The organism is Staphylococcus pseudoxylosus, from assembly GCF_003697915.1.
Lineage (GTDB): Bacteria > Bacillota > Bacilli > Staphylococcales > Staphylococcaceae > Staphylococcus > Staphylococcus pseudoxylosus.
The window spans coordinates 1-1157 of record NZ_RCVN01000037.1; the positions used below are offsets into that span (position 1 = coordinate 1).

At 30.1% G+C, this 1157-nt stretch carries 4 protein-coding genes; all 4 read right to left on the reverse strand.

Going from position 1 to position 1157, the window contains the following annotated elements; all coding sequences use genetic code 11:
* Positions 1 to 36: 36 nt before the first annotated feature.
* The 4 genes from D9V42_RS14605 to D9V42_RS14620 are packed head-to-tail and all read right to left on the reverse strand — an operon-like array spanning position 37 to position 1022.
* Positions 37 to 306 carry a hypothetical protein gene (locus tag D9V42_RS14605; protein ID WP_036853163.1) on the reverse strand — a complete coding sequence of 90 codons (270 nt, stop codon included), beginning with the start codon at positions 304 to 306 and terminating at the stop codon, positions 37 to 39.
* Complete coding sequence (locus tag D9V42_RS15710; protein ID WP_043626189.1) at positions 303 to 482, reverse strand: DUF7228 family protein; 180 nt, start codon at positions 480 to 482, stop codon at positions 303 to 305. Before D9V42_RS15710 ends, D9V42_RS14605 begins: the two co-directional genes overlap by 4 nt.
* On the reverse strand, positions 479 to 826 hold the full coding sequence (locus D9V42_RS14615) for a DUF7339 family protein (RefSeq protein ID WP_122065544.1): 348 nt from the start codon (positions 824 to 826) through the stop codon (positions 479 to 481). Before D9V42_RS14615 ends, D9V42_RS15710 begins: the two co-directional genes overlap by 4 nt.
* A 1-nt stretch (position 827) precedes the next feature.
* Entirely contained in the window at positions 828 to 1022 is a 195-nt protein-coding gene (locus D9V42_RS14620) for a hypothetical protein (protein ID WP_036853165.1), read from the reverse strand.
* Positions 1023 to 1157 lie beyond the last annotated feature (135 nt).

The window sequence follows — 1157 nt, forward strand, 5'->3', positions numbered from 1 at the left end:
TGTTAAAATAAAGATAATTGCTCTCCTTTTTGCGCATCAATTGCTTACCTGATTGATAGCTTCAATAATATTATTGCCGACATTTATTAGAATTTCATCACTTACAATTACATTCTTTCTTGAAAATAGTTCGTTCTCAATCTTCATAAAGTGCATTGCTTTAGCTAAAAATTGAGCAGATGATTCATAATATAATGTTTCTAGCTCATCATCTGAAAGCTGTGTTAAATCATCATTAGCAAAAGTTGTAAGTTTTCGCTTAATCTCTTTGCCATTGTCGTCTTCCTCTACGTAAAAACGTTTCATCTATTCATACCTCTAATTTCAAATTTTTCAATAATATACCTTTTAGAGCCAAGCTCAAGGCTCACTAGATAATTATTAAAAGGGTCATTCTTGTTCAAGTCATTAGCGATCTTTCTAGCTGTTGACCGTGGATATTTTGAACTATTAATCTTCCTTGTGTACTTGTGTAATATTATCTCATTGCCTCCCTTTGCATTTTACGCTTCAATCGTTGCTTATATAGATATTCTTTGCTTGGTTCTAAACTAGACAATATCTCATCTAGTAAGTCAAACGCTTCTCCGTTGTTTCCTACGCTATCAATTTTTTTAAGTGTAAGCTCGTGCATTTCATCATCATTTAAAAACATAGTAAGATAAGGGAATGCTACGGTATTTGGCAAGCTCAAGCGTGATTTAGTTATTCTTAGGTTAGGATATTTACCTGTTTCAGATTTAACTTTTAACTCAAATTGATTCATTGCGATACCTTGTTCCTCTAGTACGCTAGTAATTCTTTCATATAATTCTTCATTTGTCATTTTATTTATCTACTTTCTTAACCATTAGTTGCTCATAACCTGAACTTGTTCCGTTCATTACAATTGTTTGAATATCTCCCACACGTTCAAAACCTTTATTTTCTAAAGCACTAATTTGTTTACCTAAACCTTTCAAACTAAAAGCTACAGCTCTCTTATATTTATCTTTAGGCTTCTTGTTAAATAATTTAATCATCTTAATTCTCCTTAATTTTTTATATATACTATTATATTAAACTTCTTTTAAATTGTCAAGCGATAACTTCAGTAATTTCAGTTATTTTTTTAACTAAACAATTAGAAGCTATATCAGATTTTTCTACAAAATACT

What these genes read in the sequence shown, in the direction of transcription:
- D9V42_RS14615 (WP_122065544.1), bottom strand. Translation starts at nt 826, where the DNA reads ATGACAAATGAAGAATTATATGAAAGAATTACTAGCGTACTAGAGGAA.
- D9V42_RS14605 (WP_036853163.1), bottom strand. Translation starts at nt 306, where the DNA reads ATGAAACGTTTTTACGTAGAGGAAGACGACAATGGCAAAGAGATTAAG.
- D9V42_RS14620 (WP_036853165.1), bottom strand. Translation starts at nt 1,022, where the DNA reads ATGATTAAATTATTTAACAAGAAGCCTAAAGATAAATATAAGAGAGCT.